Raw genomic sequence first — 18,963 nt, 5'->3', positions numbered from 1 at the left:
GCCGCCACGAGGCCGGCGCATCGGTAACAGACAGACCCGGAGTTATGGCTACCCGAACGCCTTGGAGCGATGTTCATCCCGGAACCGGCGACCCCGAATCGTCGTACGGCTCACTACCGACGCCACCGGGTGGTCGCCGTCCGATCCGGGGATACCTGTGCGGTGCCGCGTTGAGCGCCACGACTCTCGTGCTGTTGTTCCAGCCCTGGTTGTCGGCCTCCGGACCCGGCGGCGCGATCCGGTCCGATGCCTTCGGCAGGCTGACCGGCACTACCGAAACCCAGCAGGACTGGGAAGGGGCCGGTCTGCGCACCACCGATATCAGCGGCACGTGGGCGGTGCTGACCTGTGTCGCGGTGCTCGCGACGATCTTCGCCGCGGCGGCGTATCTGCGAACCCGCGTGGCGATCTTCGCCACCGCGGCCGCGGTGGCGAGCACCGGCATGGCGCTGTTCGTGCTCGCGGAGGTGTTGTACCTCGACAACAAGGAATCCGAGATGCGCGCGGCGGTCGCCGACGACAGCAGCCTCTCCGGCGTCCTCCGCGGTCTCTTCGGCGGGGCGCACGCCGCCCATCAACTGGCGGGCGCCCACCTCGACTTCGCCGCGATGCTGGCCGGAATCACCGCCTTCGGCGCCGCGGCATGTGTGCTGACGAATCATCTGCGCGACAATCCCATTGCCCGCACCGCTGCCCGGCCGACGACGATATCGGCCGAAGCCGCACACCCGTCGGCACCGACCGCGCCGCGGCTGGTGCCGGCAACATCGCAACCGGCGCCGACCGCAGCGACCGCACCGCTGTCGGCAGCGACCGCACCTCACGCGGCGCCGACCGCACCTCACGCGGCGCCGACCGCACCTCACGTTGCGCCGGCCGCACCCCACCCGGCGCCGGCCGCATCGGCAACACCCCCGGCTCCCGTGGTCGAATTCGCGGATATCACCGCCGAGCGGCACGAGCCCGCGCCGAGCACCGCCGAACTCCCGCCCTTCCCGGTGCGGAAGCAACCGAGCTGGCGCATCGTCATCCCCGCGGGAGCGGTGTCCGCGCACGCTCCGGCGCGAGCGGAGCGCAGCTTCGCCAATTAGGACCGTGACGGCACGTGTCCGGCCCCGGCCGGACGCGTTGTCGCCGGGAATCGGGTGAAGTGTGAGTGATACTGCCGTACATGAGCGTGGTGTCTTTTCCGGAGCAGCAGCACCCGGCGTCGGGCCGTGTCGGCGGAGTGCGGGCGTGACGTCCGCGCCGGTTGCCGCCGATGTCGCGCGCGCCATGGACGAGCTGGGCGATCCCGCGCGGGCCCTCGAGTTGCGGCGGTTCTTCAAAACCGGGCCGGGGGAGTACGGCGAGGGCGATGTCTTCATCGGAGTCCCCGTGCCGCAGACCCGCAAGGTCGCGAAACGATTTTCCGCACTGCCCATTTCGGAGATAGCTGAACTTTTGCGGAGTCCCGTGCACGAACATCGGCTCGCGGCGTTGGTGATCGCGAACAATGCCATGGCGAAGGCGGGGAAACGGCGCACGTACGACGTTGCCGCGCAACAGAAAATCGTCGACATGTATCTGGCGGCGGTGCGCGGTGGGCGCGTGAACAATTGGGATCTGGTCGATGTGTCGGCCGAGAACATCCTGGGCCCGTGGTTACTGGAACGGCCGCGCGATCTGCTCGACGAACTGGCCCGGTCGGATTCGCTGTGGGAACGCCGGGTCGCGCTGCTGACGACCTTCGCCTTCATCAAGGCCGGCGACGCCTCGACCACGTTCGCACTGTGCGAACAGTTGCTCGACGATCGGCGCGACCTGATTCAGAAGGCGGTCGGCTGGATGCTGCGGGAAGTCGGCAAACGGGTGGATCGCGCTCTGCTCATCGAATTCCTGGACCGCCGTGCCCACGATATGGGCCGCACGGCGCTGAGTTACGCCACCGAACATCTGGAACCCGAGGCGCGCGCGGCGTATCGGGCGCAACGACAGGCGTCGTAGGCCGGCTCGCCCGCCGCGGTGCCGATACGGCGTCACCGCGGCGGACGATTGCGGATTCACCGGCCGCGCAAGGCCTGTCGGCCCGCCAGGGCAGCGGCGGCACTCAGAACTGGATCTTCAGATGATCGGTGACCGGATGCGCCTGGCATCCGAGGATGTACCCGGCTTCGATGTCCTCCGGATCGAGAATCTCCGAATTGTCCATCTCCACTTTGCCTTCCAGCACCGTGCAGGCGCAGGATCCGCATTCGCCCTCCTGGCAGGAGTACGGCACGTCCAGGCCCTTGGCGAGCATGATGTCGACCAGGGTCTGACGGCGCGGCCACTGCATGGAATGGGTCTCGCCGTCGAGTTCGACCTCGACGGTGGCCGCGTCGGCGGCGTCCTCCTCGCTGACCTCGACCGGGGCGCCGGCGGCGAACGGGTCGCCGGACAGCGAATTGAAGACCTCGGCGTGGGTGCGGTTGCGCGGCACCTCCAGCTGGGCCAGGGCGTCGTGCACCCGGTCCATGAACGCCTTCGGCCCGCACATGAAGGCGCGGAAAGCGGTGTACGGCGTGCACAGCGCGGCCAGCCCGTCGGCGGTGGGCAGGCCCTGCAGCGTCTCCAGCCAGTGCACGACCACGAGCCGCTGCGGATTCTTGTCGGTGAGTTCGCGCAGTTCGTCGGCGAAGATGACCGATTCCGGATCGCGGTTGGCGTAGACCAGCACGATCCTGCCGTTGCCGCGGGCGAGTGCCGATTTCAGGATCGACATCACCGGGGTGACACCGCTGCCGGCGGCGAACAGCAGCAGATCCTCGTCCAGATCCTTCGGCGTGAAGACGCCGGAGGGCGGCAGCACCTCGATCTCGTCGCCGGCTTTGACGTTGTCGCACACCCAGTTCGACGCGTATCCGTCGACCGTGCGCTTCACGGTGACCTTCGGCTGTACATCGGTGTGCGGTGAGCTGGCCAGCGAATAGCAGCGCGCGACCGAACCGGTGCGCTCGCTCGGGATGCGCAACGTCAGGAACTGGCCGGGCTGGTAGGCGAAGCGCTCGCGCAGTTCTTCGGGCACGTCGAAGACCAGCGAACAGGCGTCGGCCGTCTCGTTGACGACAGCGGCGACCCGCAGCACGGCCGATCGTGAGCTGTGCGGTACGACGGGATCGGCGGTGGTCATGGTGTCCTCTCGGGGCCGGGCACTGGAGCAGGCAAACTAGAACGTGTTCTAATTTATGATACGTGGCCGTCCCGCTGCCGGACAAGCTGGGCCTCGAGCCCCGCGATCAGCACATCCATGCCGAAGTCGTAGGAGTATTTGCCGCGCAGATCGCCCATGTGCTTGACGGCCCGCTCGACGGCTTCGGGGAGCGGCATGTCGACCAGCGCCGATCGGTCCCGTGGATTGACCCGGGCGCGGCCGAACAGATACGTATGAATCGTGGCATAGGCGGCGAGCACATTGCGATCGTCGAACCCCGCATCGGACAGGATTTCCATCACAGCCGCGATCAGGTCGAGCTGTTTGCCCAGCGTCTGTTCGATCAGCACATCGCCGAGGCCCGGATGTTTGCGCAGCTTCTCGTCGATCTGATCGATGAGCGCGCGCAGGCGCTGCTGCCAGGTGCCGAATTCCGGCGGTGGGGTCCGCACTCCGGTGAGGGCGGCGCTGGCCACCAGATCGAGCAGTTCGCGCTTGTCGGCGACGTAGTAGTAGGGCGCCATCGGCGAGACGCCGAGTTCGCGGGAGAGCCGGCGCATCGACAGCTTCTCCACGCCGTCGGCGCGCACTACACGCAATGCGGCCTCGACTATCTCGGCTTCCGAGAGTGTGTTGCCGCCCCCGCTCGTCTGCATCCGTCCGACTCCCATGCCACCTCTAGACCTGCGCAGCCCGCCCGACGGCCACCCGTCATCTGCTGTTCAACGTGCTTGCCTTCCGCAGTCTAGAGTGCGCGTTCGTGGTCGCGGCCCGGTACGTGGACGAGATCGGCGCAGGCGGCGGCGCCGCATCTCGCGCGGTAGTAGCCGGAGATGAACTACCGCTTCCCAGGCGGAATCTCGTTGATCATGAAGTGAATGTTGCCGTGTGATAGCTGGATAGCGTCGATGGTCATTGACACCTGCGTGCCGCCGGAGCCGGTGGCTTGCCGCCGGATTCGTATCGAATTCGATCCGTTTTTTTCGACACGGGATGCCCGGCGGGCGGTTAGCGCATAGCATTCTTGGAATGCGCCATGATCGACTGCCCAACGGGTTCGGGGTGCGAATCGATCCTCGGGTGCGCACCTATTCCGGTGGACGGCTCTTGGTCGGCGGCTCGCCGACGAGGTTGCTGAAACTTGCTCCGGAAGCGGCCGCCCTGATCGGTGACGGGTATCTCGAAGTGACGGATCCCCAGTCCGCGGTGGTTGCCAGACGGCTGCTCGACTCCGGGGTGGCGAACCCGCGTCCGCGCCTGCTGCCCTCGCCCGAGGAAGTCACGGTCGTGGTGCCGCACTGCAACGACGCCGCCGGATTGCAGCGGCTGCTCTCGGCCCTGCGCGGGCACAGCGTGGTGGTCGTGGACGACGGTTCCGACCGGCCGGTCCGGATCCCGCGTACCGGTGGCCGATGCCGCGTCACCGTGCTGCGCCACGATTCCCGCCAGGGCGTGGTCGCCGCGCGCAATGCCGGACTGCGGGCGGCGACAACGGAATTCGTCGCGTTCCTGGATTCCGATGTGGTTCCCCGCGCGGGCTGGCTGGAGGTCATGCTCGGGCACTTCAGCGATCCCGAGGTCGCCTTGGTCGCACCGCGCATCGTGGCGCGCGAGCCGGATGCCAGTGTGCTGGGCCGCTACGAGAGCGCGCGGTCGTCCCTGGATTTCGGCCGCCGGGAAACCGCGGTCAGTTCGCGCGGCTCGGTGTCGTACGCGCCGGGCGCGGCCCTGCTGGTGCGGCGGCACGCACTGCTGGCCGAGGGGGGATTCGACGAGCAGATGCGCTCGGCCGCCGATATCGATCTGTGCTGGCGACTCGAGCGCGCCGGCTGGCGGTTGCGTTACGAGCCCGCCGCGCACGTCGCCTGCGATCAGCCGGCCTCGTTCGGTAAGTGGTTCGGCCGCAAGGTCTCTCACGGCGCCGCGGCGGCGCCGCTGGCCCGGCGCCACGCCGGGATGGTCGCCCCGCTGTCGGTGCCGTTCTGGACCGTCGCCGCCACCGCGCTGCTGGCCACCGCGTCGCGGGCCGGAATCCTGGGCGGGCTCGCGACGCTGCTCGCCGCGCTGCTCCGGCTGCGGCGGGTGTTCGCCGAACTCGACAATCCGACGCGGGTGGCGGCCATTCATCTGGCCCGCGGCTTCTCCGCCGGGGTGTGGCGGATCGTCTCGGCGCTGTGCCGGCACTACTGGCCGGTGACCGTGCTGGCGATGATCGCCTCCCGGCGCATCCGCCGGCTGGCGGTCACCCTGGCGATCGCCGACGGACTGGCCGACTGGTTCACCCACCGCGATGCCGGCGGCCTGGATCCGGTGCGGTATCTGATGTGCAAGCGGCTCGACGACCTCGCCTACGGGACCGGTCTCTGGTCGGGCGCGCTGCGTGCCCGCAACGTGGCCGCGCTGCGCCCGGCGGTTCCGCGGCATTGATGGCCGGGGTCACATGTGACCCCGATATGCCGTCTACCTCACACTTCGCCGCGATCCGGCGCCGGTGTGACCTGTCGGACAAACCGTATGCTTCGACCATGCCCTTCCTGACCCGCCGGTACAGTGTGGGACGGGAAAGAAAGGCAAATGGTCAGCAATCTCACAGGCGATAACCGTCCCGAGGGCAGGGTCGAGCCCGGGACACAGCTCGGTGCGCTGGAAGCCTATGCCGCTCAGGCCCACGGTTACCTCAGCGTCGGGGGCGATCAGCTCAATCAGCTGCCCGGATTGCTGCGTCCGCTGGTTCTGGAGTCCTGGCTGCGCAGTGTGCGCGGCGGGGTCGATCCCATGGACGTACTCGACGGCCGCGGTCTGCGCGGCGCCGATCTGCAGCGCTACCGCGACAACCATCCGATTGCCACGGTGATGCCACTGGTCGACAAGCTGCTGCTGCAGGATGCCACCGGCATCGGGCTGATCGTGGTCGTCGCCGACCAGTTCGGCCGGGTGCTGTCGGTGCACGGCAATCCCGACCGGGTCGAGGCCGCCGCCGAGGTCGGCCTGCGTGAGGGCGACGATCTGTCCGAACGCCGCATCGGCACCAACGCGGTAGGACTGGTGGTCCGCACCGGCCGCGCCACCTGGATCCACGGACCGGAACACTTCCTGCATCGGATGCATCAGCTCACCGGGGCGGCCGCGCCCGTCCACGATCCGGACGGCCGGTTGGTCGGCGTGCTGATGATCGCCGGCGGCGTGCGCGTCGCGCGCCCGGAGATACTCGCGCTGGTCAAGGCCGCCGCGACCGCGGCGGAAATGGACTTGGTGCTGGCGGCCGTGCGCACCGAACAGCGCGGCGCGGATCGTCGTGCGCCCGTGGGGCATTCGGCGCCACCGCGGACCGCCGGCCGGCTGGCGCTGGAGGTACTGGGTCTGGGCCAGCCACAGTTGTCGGTCGACGGCGAGCGCATCGCGTTGTCGCAGCGGCATGCCGAGATCCTGCTGTTGCTGGCCGAACACGCCGAAGGTCTGTCCGCCGATCACCTGGCACTGCTGCTCGACGACACCGACCTCGACAACGCCACCATCCGGGCCGCCATGTCGCGGCTGCGCTCGGTGGTCGGCCCGGACGTCTTCGGCTCGCGGCCGTATCGGTTGCGGGTGCCGGTGTCCACGGATGTGGAGGCTCTGCGCGCGGCGCTGGATTCGGGCGACGTGCACAGTGCGGTCCGCCATTACACCGGACCGGTACTGCCCCGTTCGACCGCTCCCGGAGTTATAGACATCCGCGATGAATTGCGGGTGCGGCTGCGGACCGCGGTGTTACGTTCCGGTGACGCGGCCGTGCTGAGCCGGTGGACCTCGGGTGCCGAGGGACGTGACGATGCCGCCGCATGGGTGGCCTATCGAGCCACCGCCGATCGCGATTCCGCCCTGTATGCCCAGATCGAGGCCAAAATCCGGGTGCTCGACCGGAGGATGGGCGCCGATGCAACGCAGATGCAACGTTTCGGCTCGTAGGCTCCGCGTCTGAAAGTGTCCTGACTCACACAAACAGGTCACAGTGTGGTTTCGGGCACATCTCTGCCCCGATATCGACCCAATTGGACGCTAGTCCGAGTTTTTTTGAAGGATCTCGTTCCTTTTTATTGGTCTTCGGCCTAGTGTTCGCTGCATGAACGGTGGCGCGAGTCGCCACCGGCCGATGCAGGAGATGAGGCCGCGGGAGCTCGGGGCCGCGATGTTGGAGGAAGTCGAGTTCGAGGATGAGTTGGTGACCGCACCGGTTCACCGAAATTACTGAGACACAAACCATTTCGCTCTTTCACACCTTCGCGATCGCGTGAGGTGTATTCGCCGAACCATCCGTGGCAAAGCCAGGGTCCGCGTCGTCGCGCGGTGCCCGGGGCTTATTTCGTGCTGCCCGAAAAGCGTTCGGTCGCTGGGTATTTCGTCAATCGAGGAGGCTCTGGTGCAGGGTTCGGAGTTGAGCGGGTTCGGTCCGGGTGAAGGCCACGGCGCCGAGATCACGTCGGATCCGTCGCCGTTCCCGTTGACACCGGCGCAGCTGGGTGTCTGGTACGCCCAGCTGCTCGATCCGCAGACTCCGATCAATATCGCCCAGTACGTCGACGTGCACGGCGACCTCGATGTCGAAGTGCTGCAACGGGTCTCGGTCGACGCGGCCCGGGAGTTCGGGTCCACGGTGGTGCGGCTCGGCGAAATCGACGGCGAGCCGTATCAGTGCGTGGACCCGCGGCTTCCCGTCGACATCGTGCCGGTCGATCTGCGCGATGCTGCCGATCCGGTCGCGGCCGCCCACGACTGGATGCGCGCGGACTACACGCGACCGGTGGATCTGCTGGCGGATCGGCTGTTCGCCGGCGCCGTGCTGCGGGTCGGTGACCGGCGCTGGTTCTGGTATCTGCGCGCCCACCACATCGTTCTCGACGGGTTCGGCGCCCTGACCAACACCATGCGCGTCGCCGAGCGTTACACCGCCGAGCTGCGCGGCATCGACCCCGAACCGGCCAAGGCGGGCAGCCTCGAATCACTGGTGGACGGGGAGCGGGGCTACCGCGACAGCACCCGATTCGCCGCCGATCGAGGGTACTGGGGCGAGCGCGTCCGCGATCTGGACGGCGCGACCACACTCAACGGCCGCAGCGCACCTCGCTCGGCCGGGAACCTGGTCTACGGCCGCCGGCTGCCGGACAAGATCGTCAACCGGATGAACGACATTGCGACAGCACATGATTCGAGTGCAGCCGTGGTGTTGCTCGCCGCCTTCGCGGCCTATCTGGCGCGGCTGACCGGACGTGACGAGGCGGTGCTGAGCCTGCCGGTCACCGCCCGCACGACGGCCGTGATGCGACGCTCGGCCGGCATGCTCTCCAATATCGTCCCGCTGCGGTTGCAGGCAGGGCAGGCCACCTGGGCGCAGCTGTTGCGGCAGACCCGGGTCGAGGTCGCCGGGGCCCTGCGGCATCAGCGCTACCGGCACGAGGACATTCGCCGCGACGCCGGCATGGAAGGACTGGCCACCCGACGCGCGCTGTTCGGGCCGCTGGCCAACATCATGCTGTTCCGCAGCGATCTCACCCTCGGCGATACCGTCGGCCGCTACCACGTGCTCTCGACCGGGCCGGTCGAGGATATGAGCCTCAACGTCTACTACGGCGACAGCGACCGGGTGCACGTCGACATCGAGGCCAACCCGAACCTGTACCGCGCCGACGACATCGCCCGCCATCACGCCCGCTTCGTGCGGTTCCTGGAGCGGTTGGTCGACCTCGATCCCGACCGGCCGCTGTCGTCGGTGGCGGTCACCACCGATCTGGAGCGCGAGGTCAGCCTCCGGATCTGGAATGCGACCGAGGTGGATATCGCCGCACTGGCGGGTGCGGACGCGACGCTGGTGTCGATGTTCGAGCGCCAGGCCGCGCGAACCCCGGAGGCCGTCGCGCTGCGCGGCTCGCGGACGCTCGGCTACGCCGAGTTCGCGGCCGAGGTCAACCGGCTCGCGCGCGCTCTGATCGCGCGCGGCGCCGGACCGGAAACCACGGTGGCACTGCATATTCGGCGTTCACCGGAGCTCGTGGTCGCGATGTACGCGGTGCTGGCGACCGGTGCCGCCTATGTGCCGCTGGACCCCGACCACCCCGCCGAGCGCATCGGTTACGTGCTCGAGACCGCGAAGCCGATCTGCGTGCTGACCACCGCCTGCGATCACGGCGAGGGTGACAGCCGGTGGATCGATATCGACGAGCTGGACCTGTCGGCACTGTCCGATCGGCCGGTGACCGATGCCGAGCGGATATCGCCGCTGCGGCCGCAGCATCCCGCGTACGTGATCTTCACCTCGGGGTCCACCGGGCGGCCCAAGGGAGTCGCGGTCACCCATGCCGCGATCGTCAACCGGCTGGTCTGGATGCAGAGCGCCTACCACCTCACCGCCGCCGACGTCGTCCTGCAGAAGACCCCCGCCACGTTCGACGTCTCGGTATGGGAGTTCTTCTGGCCCCTGCAGGTCGGCGCGAGCCTGGTGCTGGCCACGCCCGACGGGCATCGCGACCCGGCTTACCTGCGCGCCGTGATCGCCGAATTCGGCGTCACCATCGCGCATTTCGTGCCCTCGATGCTGGCCGCCTTCCTCGGTGGCGTGCTCGACGGCTCCGAAACGAGTTCGCTGCGTGCGGTGTTCGCGTCCGGTGAGGCGTTGCCGGGACCGCTGGCGCAGCGACTGCTCGCCGCCGCGCCGCGCGCGCAGCTGCACAATCTGTACGGTCCCACCGAGGCGGCGGTCGATGTCACCGCGCATCAGGTGGGTCCGCTCGATACCACCGGTGTGCCGATCGGCGCACCGGTCTTCAACACCCGGCTGTACGTGCTCGACGCACGATTGCGGCCGGTGCCCGTCGGCGTTCCGGGTGAGCTGTATCTGTCGGGGGTTCAGCTCGCCCGGGGCTACGTCGGGAGGCCGGAGCTGACCGCCGAACGGTTCGTCGCCGATCCGTTCGCGGACAGTGAGTCGGAGGCCGGCCCCGGGGCGCGGATGTATCGCACCGGGGATCTGGTCCGCTGGACCGCCGACGGCGAGCTCGAGTATCTGGGCCGCACCGATTTCCAGGTGAAACTGCGTGGCCTGCGGATCGAGCTCGGCGAGATCGAAGCGGTGCTCGGCGCGGTGCCCGGGGTCGCGCGCGCGGTGGTCGTGGTGCGCGACGATGCCGGCGCGGGTGCCCAGCTGGTCGCCTATCTGGTCGAAACCACCGCCGGCGCGGTCGATGTGGCGCGGGTGCGCGGCGCGGCCGCGCGGGAGTTGCCCGGTTATATGGTGCCGGCGGCGTATGTGATGCTCGCGTCGCTGCCGGTCAACGCCTCCGGCAAACTCGATCGGGGCGCGCTTCCCGCGCCCGAGCGGACCGCCGGACAGTATCGCTGGCCCCAGTCGGTCTCGGAGCGGGCGGTTGCCGCGGTGTTCGGTGAGGTGCTGGGCCGTGAGCGCATCGGACTCGACGACGACTTCTTCGCGCTGGGCGGCAATTCGCTGGTCGCGACGCAGGTGGCGGCGCGATTGAACGCCGACCTCGGCTGCGCGCTGACCGTGCGCGAACTGTTCGAGGCCACCACGGTCGAGGCGCTGGCCGAGCTGATCGACCGTGCCTTCGAAACCGAGGACATGGACGAGAGCGCGGGTCCGGTCGCCGGGCCGCGCCCGCGGGCGTTGCCGCTCTCGCCCGCCCAGCAGCGCATCTGGTTCCTCAACCGGTTCGAGGAGGACAGCGCCGGCTACAACATGCCGTTCGTGGTCCGGATGACCGGCGTGGTCGACACCGAGGCCCTGCGCTCGGCCCTCGCCGATGTGGTGGCCCGGCACGAGGTGCTGCGCACCGTCTTCCCGGCCGACGACGACCTCGTGGCGCGACAGCGTATTCTTCCCGCCGAGCAGGTGGGGCCGGAGTCCTTCGCGGTGGAAACCGTTGCCGCGGAGGGCCTCGACGCCGAGTTGACTCGGCTGGCGGCCCGCGGCTTCGATCTGACCGCCGAAATACCCTTCCGGGCACTGATTTTCGAATTGGCGGCCGACGATGTCGCGCTGGCGATCGTGCTGCACCACATCGCCGCGGACGGACTGTCGCTGCCGGTGCTCGCGCGGGATGTGGCCGCGGCCTACACCCGGCGCCGGACGGGCACCGGCGCCGCCGAGGCCCCACTGGCGGTGCAGTACGCCGATTACGCGCTGTGGCAACGGGATCGGCTCGGTGTCGCCGAGGACCCCGATTCCCTGGCCGCCCAGCAGCTCGGCTACTGGTCGCACACGCTGGCGGGAATTCCCGACCAGCTCGACCTGCCCGCCGACCGGCCGCGGCCCGCGGTGGCCACCGGCCGGGGCGCCGGCTATCGCTTCGACCTACCGGCGGACCTGCACGCGGCGATTTCCGAACTCGCCCGTGCCCAAGGGGTTTCGACCTTCATGGTGTTGCACGGCGCGCTGGCCGCGCTGCTCGCGCGGATCTCGGGTGGCGACGATATCGTGATCGGCACGCCGGTCGCCGGTCGCGGCCACCGCGAGCTCGACGATCTGATCGGCATGTTCGTCAACACGCTGGTGTTGCGCACCCAAGTGGCGGCCGACGAACCGTTCACCGCTCTGCTGCAACGGGTCCGGGCGGTCGACCTGGGCGCCTTCGCCCACGCCGATCTGCCCTTCGAACAGTTGGTGGAGGCGCTGAACCCGGTCCGATCGCAGGCCCGGCACCCGCTGTTCCAGGTGATGCTGGGGGCGGCCGACACTCGGGACATCACCGTCGAGTTACCGGAATTGTCCGTGCGGACGAGTACCCTGGACACGGCGGTGACCAAGTTCGACCTTCAACTGACGGTCACCGAAAGCTTCGCCGGTGCCGGTCCCGGGGAAGGTCCGGCACCGGCGGGGATCACGGCGGAGTTCACCTACGCCACAGATCTTTTCGAGCCGGACACCATCGCGAGCTATGCGCGGTGGTGGCGGCAACTGCTCGTCCATGTGGTCGCCGAGCCCACTCGTGCGGTGGGTCGGTTGCCGCTGCTCGATGCGGCCGAGCTGCGGCGCACGATCGAGTCCGGCCGCCGCGGCGCCGAGGGAGCGGCTCCCGATGTCCTCGCCGCATTCGAACGGCAGGCACTCCTGCGGCCCGATGCGGTGGCCGTGGTCGACGGCGAGCGGCACTACACCTATGCCGAGCTGTCGGCCCGGATCAATCGACTGGCCCGCCATCTCGTGGGCGCGGGCGTCGGCCCGGAATCGCTGGTCGTACTGGGGATGCGGCGGTCCGCGGAGCTGGTGATCGCCGCCTACGCCGTGCTGGCCGCCGGCGGTGCCTACGTGCCGGTCGACCCGGATCAGCCGACGGCCCGGCTGCGGCAGATGGCCGAGACCGCCGCGCCGGTGTGCATGCTGACCGCCGGGGACGCACCCGACCTGGACGTCGCGCGGATCGCGATCGATGCGCTCGAACTAGACGGCCTGTCCGGCGCCCCGCTCACCGACGCCGACCGGCTCGCCCCGCTGCGGTCGGCCAACAGCGCCTATGTCATCTTCACCTCGGGCTCCACTGGGACGCCCAAAGGTGTTGCCGTCCAACGCGGTTCGCTCGCCAACCAGATCGCCTGGATCGCCGGCGAGTACGAGATCGGTGAGCGGGACGTGGTGCTGTTCAAGACCCCGGCCACCTTCGACGTGTCGGTGTGGGAGCTGTTCGCGCCGCTGAGCAGCGGAGCGCGGCTGGTGGTCGCCACACCCGACGGGCATCGCGACACCGCGTATCTGGCCGCGACCATCGCCCGCCACGCCGTGACCATGACCTCGTTCGTCCCGTCGCTGCTCGCGATGTTCGCGAATACCGTGGCGCCGGACGCTATCCGGACGCTGCGTTGTGTTCTCGTCGCCGGCGAGGCCCTCAACGGGGAGGCGGCGCGCGCGTTCGCCGCGGTGAGCGATGCCGCCGTGCACAATCTGTACGGGCCCACGGAATTCACCGTGCACGCCACCCACGCACCGGTTGCGCCGGACCGCACCGGACCCGCGCCGATCGGTAAGCCGGTGCGCGACAGTCGCGTTCTGGTGCTCGACCGGCAGCTGCGGCCGGTCCCCGATCTGGTGGTCGGCGAGCTGTACCTGTCCGGCGCGCAGGTCGCCCGGGGTTACCAGCGCCGGACCGGCGCGACCGCGCAGCGGTTCGTGGCCGATCCGTTCGGGCCTGCGGGTGCCCGCATGTACCGCACCGGTGACCTCGTGCGCCGTCTCCGCAACGGGGATCTGGAATATCTGGGGCGCAGCGACTTCCAGGTGAAGGTGCGGGGCCAGCGCATCGAACTGGGCGAGATCGAGGCGGCCTTGCTGGCCACGCCGGGCATCGACGCCGCGGCGGTGCGGGTGTACCGGCATCGGGCCGGCGATCTGCTGGTGGCCTATGTGGTGTGCGACGGCGATCCGCGGACCCTCGCCGAGAGCCGGCTGCGGGATCGGCTGCCGTCGTATATGGTGCCGAGCGCCTACGTCGCGCTGGCGGCCATGCCGCTGACCGCCTCCGGCAAACTCGACCGCGCCGCCCTCCCCGATCCGGTGCTGGCCGCCGAACGGTTCCGTGCGCCGCAGAGCGCCGAAGAGAAGGCCGTGGCCGCGGTTTTCGCCGGAGTGCTGGGTGTCGAACAGGTCGGGCTCGACGACGACTTCTTCGCTCTCGGCGGCAATTCGCTGGTGGCTACGCAGGTTGCGGCACGGCTGGCCGAGGCGCTGGACCGCGAGGTCCCGGTGCGCCTGCTGTTCGAGAACCCCGCCGTCGCGAATCTTGCCCGGCGACTGCGGGATTCGGCTCCCCGCCGCCACCGCGCGCTGACCGCCGGGCCGCGGCCGGAACGACTGCCGCTGTCCTATGCGCAGCAGCGGATGTGGTTCCGTAACCAGTTCGACACCGAATCGGCGGTCGACAATCTGACCACCGCCATCCGGCTGCGCGGGGCGCTGGACATCGCCGCCCTCGACGCGGCGGTGCGCGATGTGCTGGCGCGGCACGAGGCCCTGCGCACCCGCTATCCCGCCGTCGACGGAGTGCCCTTCCAGCAGGTACTCGATCCGGCGGACGTGGTTGTCGACCTGGCGCCGCAGCCGGTGCGCGAGGACGAGTTGCCGCAGCGCCTGCGGGCCGAGGCGGCCGTCGCCTTCGCGGTGCGCGAGCAGGCACCGATCCGGACGGCGCTGCTGCGCCGCGCCGCCGATGTGCACGTGCTCGTCGTCTCGATCCACCACATCGCCGCGGATGGCTGGTCGATCGCGCCGCTGACGCGGGACCTGATGCAGGCGTACGCCGCGCGCACGGCCGGCCGGGCGCCGCAGTGGCTGCCGCTGCCGGTGCAATACGCCGACTACGCGCTCTGGCAGCGGGCCGTGCTCGGCTCCGAGGACGATCCGAATTCGCCCGTCGCCGAACAGATCCGGTTCTGGGCAGGCGAACTGGCGGGGCTGCCGGATGTGCTGGCCCTGCCGGGCGATCGACCGCGGCCGGCGACAGCGACGGGCCGCGGCGCCCGGTACCGCTTCGCGCTGCCCGCCGAGACCGTCTCCGCGCTGCGCGTCCATGCCGAGCGGACCGGCGCCACCTTCTTCATGGCGCTGCACGCCGCCTTCGCGGTGGTGCTGGCGAAACTGTCCGGACAGCGCGATATCGCGATCGGCACGCCGATCGCCGGCCGGGGTGAGGCCGCGCTCGACGATCTGGTCGGCATGTTCGTCAATACGCTGGTGCTGCGCGCCGACGTCGCGCCCGAGTCCTCGTTCACCGCCCTGCTCGACGCCGTGCGCGAGGGCGACCTGCGCGCCTTCGCCCATCGCGACGTTCCGTTCGAGCGCCTGGTCGAGGTGCTGAATCCGATCCGCTCGGCGGCCCGGCACCCGCTGTTCCAGGTGATGCTGGATCTGCGCCAGCCCGCCGCCGGTGAACCGCGGCTGCCGGGTCTGCGTGCCACCACACTCGAACTCGATTCCGGCACCGCCAAATTCGACCTGCACCTGACTGCCGAGGAACAGGCCGACGGCAGCCTGGCGGCGTTCTTCGAATATGCGACGGACCTGTTCGACGAGCCGACCGTCGCGGGATTCGCGCACCGGTTCCGCCTGGTACTGGAGGCCCTCGTCGCACAGCCGGAGCGGCCGATCGGCGATATCGAACCGATGTCGGCCGCCGAACGCGAACAGATCCTCGTGGCATGGAACGACACCGCTCACGAAGTGCCGGCGACCACGCTGGCCGACCTGTTCGCCGAGCAGGCGCGCCGCAGCCCGCATGCCGTCGCCCTGCGCTTCGAGGGTGCCGAATGGACCTATGCCGCCATTTCGGCGCGGGTGAATCGACTGGCGCGGCTGCTGGTCTCGATCGGCGTCGGCCCCGGGCGCACGGTGGCCCTGGGCATCCGCCGCAGCGACGACCTGGTGGTCGCCATGTACGCGGTGGTGGCCGCGGGCGCTGCCTACGTACCGCTCGATCCCGACCATCCCGCACGGCGCATCGGTGACGTCCTGCGCACCGCGCGGCCGGTGTGCGTCCTGACCCGCTCCACCGACGGACTCGATCTCGAGACGAGCGGCCTGGTCGGTCACTGCGCGGTATTGGATGTCGACCTGTTCGACACCGGTGACTACTCGTCCGCGCCGCTCACCGACGCCGACCGGCTGCGACCGCTGCGTCCGGGCCATCCCGCCTATGTCCTGTTCACCTCGGGCTCGACGGGCCGGCCCAAGGGCGTGGCGGTCAGTCACCGGGCGATCGTGAACCGGCTGGTGTGGATGCAGTCGGAATACGAACTGACCGCCTGCGATGTCGTCCTGCAGAAGACTCCGGCGACCTTCGACGTGTCGGTGTGGGAGTTCTTCTGGCCGTTACAGGTCGGCGCCCGGCTGGTGGTCGCCCGGCCCGACGGCCATCGCGACCGCGCCTACCTCGCCGAAGTGATTCGCGCCGAACATGTTTCGGTGGCGCATTTCGTGCCCTCGATGCTCGCGGTGTTCCTCGCGGACGCGCGGGCGGGTTCGCTGCGGATGGTGTTCGCCTCCGGTGAGGCGCTGCCGGCCGAGGTCGCGCAGCGCCTGCGGGCGGCGACCGGCGCGCGACTGCACAACCTCTACGGGCCGACCGAGGCCGCGGTCGATGTCACTCACCACGAGGTCGTCGACACCGACACCGCGACCGTGCCGATCGGCCGCCCGGTGTTCAACACCCGGCTGTACGTGCTGGACGCGCGGCTGCGGCCGGTGCCGGTGGGCGTCGCCGGTGAGCTGTATCTGGCGGGCACGCAGCTGGCGGAAGGGTACGTCGGCCGCCCAGGCATCACCGCCGAACGTTTCGTGGCCGATCCCTTCGGTACCGGAGAACGGCTCTATCGCACCGGCGACCTGGTCGCGTGGAACGCGCGCGGTGAACTGGAGTATCTGGGCCGCACCGACTTTCAGGTCAAGGTGCGCGGCCTGCGCATCGAATTGGGTGAGATCGAAGCGGCGCTCGCCGCCGTACCCGAGATCGCGCAGGCCGTGGTGGTCGTCCGCCACGATCCGCAGACCGGTGATCGGCTGGTCGCGTATCTGCTGCCCGCCGACGGCGCCGGTATCGATGTCGACGCGGTGAAAGCCGCACTGGCGCGGCGACTACCGGCCTATATGCTCCCCGCGGCCTACGTTGTCCTCGACGCGTTCCCGCTCAACGGCTCCGGCAAGCTGGACCGTGGCGCCCTGCCCGATCCGGTCTGGCAGGCGCGCGAATACCACGCGCCGGCGACGGCGGCCGAAGCCGTGGTCGCCGACGTCTTCGCGGAGGTGCTCGGCGCCGAGCGCGTGGGACGCGACGACGACTTCTTCGATCTCGGCGGCAATTCGCTGCTCGCCACCCAGGTGCTGGCCCGCATCGGCGCCGCCCTGGACACCCGGCTGCCGGTGCGCCTGCTGTTCGAGGCCACCACGGTGGCCGAGCTGGCGGCGCGCGCCGAGCTGCTGGCCGGTACCGGTGCGCGCGCGCCACTGACCGCGCGCGCACTGCCGGAGCAGGTGCCGCTCTCGGCGGCGCAGCAGCGGATCTGGTTCCTCAACCGCTACCGCGCCGACGAGCGGGCGGCCGCGGCGGTCGACGTCATCCCGCTGGCATTGCGGTTGCGCGGAGATCTGGATATCGACGCCCTGCGCGCGGCCCTGGCCGATGTCGTGGAGCGGCACGAGACGTTGCGCACCCGCTACCCCGAGACCGCGGACGGGCCGGTGCAGGTCGTCGAGCCCGCCGCGGCGCATATCCCGGCGTTGCGCGTGGCCGCGGTGAGCGAGCAGACGCTGGCCGAGCGCATCGCCGGGATCTGCGCCACCGAATTCGACCTCACCGCCGAGACCGGCTTGCGCGCAGAGCTTTTCGAGCTGTCCCGCGATCATCACGTCCTGCTGCTGGTCCTGCACCACATCTGCGCCGACGGCCTTTCCCTGGGCCCCTTGGCCGCGGATGTGACGACCGCGTACGCCGCACGCCGCGACGGGCACGCCCCCGACTGGCAGGACCTGCCGGTGCGCTACCGCGACTACACGCTGTGGCAGGCGGAAGTCCTCGGCGACCCGGCCGATCCGGAATCCGAACTCTTCCGCCAGCGCGAATTCTGGCGCACCCGGCTGGCCGGGCTGCCGGAACAGCTGGAACTGCCCACCGACCGCCCGCGTCCCGCGACACCGTCGTACCGCGGCGGCAGCCACCGCTTCCAGATCGACTCCGATCTGCACAGCGAACTGGGCGAACTCGCGCGCAAACACGAGACCACGCTGTTCAGCACGGTGCATGCGGCGCTGGCGGTGCTGCTGTCGCGCATGTCGGGCAGCTCCGATATCGCGATCGGCACGCCGGTGGCCGGTCGCGGCGAGGCCGCGCTGGACCCGATGGTCGGGATGTTCGTCAACACCATCGTGTTGCGGACCGAGATCGACAGTCGCGAGCACTTCCACACCGTGCTCGACACCGTTCGCGCCCAGGACATTTCGGCGCTGTCGCAGGTCGACGTGCCGTTCGAGCAGGTGGTGGAGATGCTGGCGCCGGCCCGCACCGCGAGCCGCCATCCCCTGTTCCAGGTGGCGCTGACCTTCCAGAACTTCGCCCTGCCCGAGGTCGAGCTGGCGGGGCTGCACGTCACCCCCGAGGCGGTCGACGCGGCCGCGGTCGCGTTCGACCTGCAGTTCACCCTCGTCGAGTCCATCGACGAAGACGGCCGCGCGGGCGGGATGTCGGTCGAGATCACCTATGCCGCCGATCTTTTCGACGCGGAGACGATCGCGGAGCTGGCCCGGCGCTTCGAACAGGTGCTGGCCGCGGTCAGCCACGATCACACCGTCGTGGTCGGCGATATCCAGTTGCTCAGCGCCGAGGAACAACATCGCGCGCTGTACGAATGGTCGGTCAGCGGCGCCGACGGTGCCGAAACGACCACCATCGCAGCACGTTTCGCGGCCACCGCGCGCGCGGATCGGACGGCGGTCGCGGTGCGGGCAGGCGAGGCGACCCTCACCTACGGCGAACTCGAGGACCGGGCCAACGGCCTCGCCCGGCGCCTGATCGCGGCCGGTGCCGGTCCGGAAACCCTGGTGGCCGTGTCGCTACCGCGCTCGGCGGAACTGATCGTGGCACTGCTCGCGGTCGTGCAATCCGGCGCCGGCTATCTGCCGATCGATCCGGATTACCCCGCCGACCGGATCGAGTACGTCCTCGCCGACGCTCGGCCGGTGTGCGCGATCACCAGCGCGGACGGCACGGCCCGGGACCGATTCGACGGCCCGGTGATCGACCTGGACACCGTGTCCTGGCAGGAGC

Annotated in this window: 7 protein-coding genes (1 of these 7 running past the window's edge); 5 read left to right on the top strand and 2 right to left on the bottom strand. The window is 69.7% G+C overall.

Annotated elements, in window-relative coordinates; genetic code table 11:
• Positions 1–170: 170 nt before the first annotated feature.
• On the top strand, positions 171–1,091 hold the full coding sequence (locus NA3_RS18810; protein ID WP_062964907.1) for a hypothetical protein: 921 nt from the start codon (positions 171–173) through the stop codon (positions 1,089–1,091).
• A gap of 184 nt (positions 1,092–1,275) precedes the next feature.
• Positions 1,276–1,986: a DNA alkylation repair protein gene (locus tag NA3_RS18805; RefSeq protein ID WP_084491677.1), complete on the top strand. Its 711-nt coding sequence runs from the start codon at positions 1,276–1,278 to the stop codon at positions 1,984–1,986.
• A gap of 103 nt (positions 1,987–2,089) precedes the next feature.
• Here NA3_RS18805 and NA3_RS18800 read toward each other — a convergent pair whose 3' ends face one another.
• Positions 2,090–3,151 carry a ferredoxin--NADP reductase gene (locus NA3_RS18800; RefSeq protein ID WP_062964905.1) on the bottom strand — a complete coding sequence of 354 codons (1,062 nt, stop codon included), beginning with the start codon at positions 3,149–3,151 and terminating at the stop codon, positions 2,090–2,092.
• A 53-nt stretch (positions 3,152–3,204) separates the two neighbouring features.
• Positions 3,205–3,828, bottom strand: a complete 624-nt coding sequence (mftR2, locus tag NA3_RS18795) for a mycofactocin system transcriptional regulator MftR2 (RefSeq protein WP_062964904.1) — start codon at positions 3,826–3,828, stop codon at positions 3,205–3,207.
• 373 nt (positions 3,829–4,201) lie between these two features.
• Here mftR2 and mftF point away from each other — a divergent pair, with 373 nt between their 5' ends.
• The 3 genes from mftF to NA3_RS18780 all read left to right on the top strand — a co-directional run.
• Positions 4,202–5,599: a mycofactocin biosynthesis glycosyltransferase MftF gene (gene mftF / locus NA3_RS18790; protein ID WP_062964903.1), complete on the top strand. Its 1,398-nt coding sequence runs from the start codon at positions 4,202–4,204 to the stop codon at positions 5,597–5,599.
• A gap of 147 nt (positions 5,600–5,746) precedes the next feature.
• Positions 5,747–7,120, top strand: a complete 1,374-nt coding sequence (locus tag NA3_RS18785; RefSeq protein ID WP_062964902.1) for a GAF domain-containing protein — start codon at positions 5,747–5,749, stop codon at positions 7,118–7,120.
• 451 nt (positions 7,121–7,571) lie between these two features.
• On the top strand, positions 7,572–18,963 hold the 5' portion of the coding sequence (locus NA3_RS18780) for a non-ribosomal peptide synthetase (protein WP_062964901.1). Its footprint extends 6,266 nt past the window's final position; 11,392 of the gene's 17,658 nt are visible here — the first part of the coding sequence; its start codon is at positions 7,572–7,574; its stop codon lies off the right edge, out of view.

Origin of the sequence: Nocardia africana NBRC 100379 (genome assembly GCF_001612635.1) — a bacterium.
Classification (GTDB): domain Bacteria; phylum Actinomycetota; class Actinomycetes; order Mycobacteriales; family Mycobacteriaceae; genus Nocardia; species Nocardia africana.
This window is presented reverse-complemented; position numbering and strand designations above follow the sequence as displayed.

Excerpts from the sequence above, each read along its gene's own strand:
- mftR2 (WP_062964904.1), bottom strand. The coding sequence starts at position 3,828 with ATGCAGACGAGCGGGGGCGGCAACACACTCTCGGAAGCCGAGATAGTC.
- NA3_RS18800 (WP_062964905.1), bottom strand. The coding sequence starts at position 3,151 with ATGACCACCGCCGATCCCGTCGTACCGCACAGCTCACGATCGGCCGTG.
- NA3_RS18805 (WP_084491677.1), top strand. The coding sequence starts at position 1,276 with ATGGACGAGCTGGGCGATCCCGCGCGGGCCCTCGAGTTGCGGCGGTTC.
- NA3_RS18785 (WP_062964902.1), top strand. The coding sequence starts at position 5,747 with ATGGTCAGCAATCTCACAGGCGATAACCGTCCCGAGGGCAGGGTCGAG.
- mftF (WP_062964903.1), top strand. The coding sequence starts at position 4,202 with ATGCGCCATGATCGACTGCCCAACGGGTTCGGGGTGCGAATCGATCCT.